This window comes from Pseudoalteromonas sp. NZS100_1 (genome assembly GCF_015864285.1).
In the GTDB taxonomy this organism is placed as follows: domain Bacteria; phylum Pseudomonadota; class Gammaproteobacteria; order Enterobacterales; family Alteromonadaceae; genus Pseudoalteromonas; species Pseudoalteromonas arctica.
Map to the genome: position 1 here is coordinate 1 of NZ_JADYXN010000359.1, position 515 is coordinate 515.

Genomic DNA, 515 nt, shown 5'->3' on the forward strand with positions numbered 1-515 from the left:
GTGCAGTGCGTCATGATGTAAGTGATTTATCAGAAACGATACACTGGGAAGGTGCAAAGACGGTGGGCGTTATTGTTTCCTACAGAAAGGAAAAAGGTAAAGTAAGCAATGAGTTATGTTATAGGTACTATATCAGTTCAGCATATTTAACGGCGGAAGAATTGGCAAGGTCAGCGCGGCAACATTGGCAAATAGAGAACGGATTACATTGGCGTTTAGACGTAGGATTTAAAGAAGATGAGTGCCGAATTAGGCGCGAAGGTGCAGCGCCAGTATTTGCAGGGCTGAGGCATATCGCATTTAATCAATTAAAGGCTGAAACCAGTTTTAGTAAAGGTATGCCAGCAAAGCAGAAGAAAGCGATGCGCAGTACAGCTTATCTTGAAAAGGTATTGAATTTATAGTGTTTTTTCATGCTCTTGCCCTGGGACTATTACCTACTTCGAATTTTTCTTATTTGATTTACTTACTTTTTTAAGTATTGTTTTTTTACTTTTTATATCAAAAAAAATATA

General features: G+C 38.1%; 1 protein-coding gene. It reads left to right on the plus strand.

Going from position 1 to position 515, the window contains the following annotated elements:
- The coding region (locus tag I6F66_RS22285) for an ISAs1 family transposase (RefSeq protein WP_197209920.1) at positions 1 to 404 on the plus strand (404 nt) is incomplete at its 5' end.
- Between the last annotated feature and the right edge of the window lie 111 nt (positions 405 to 515).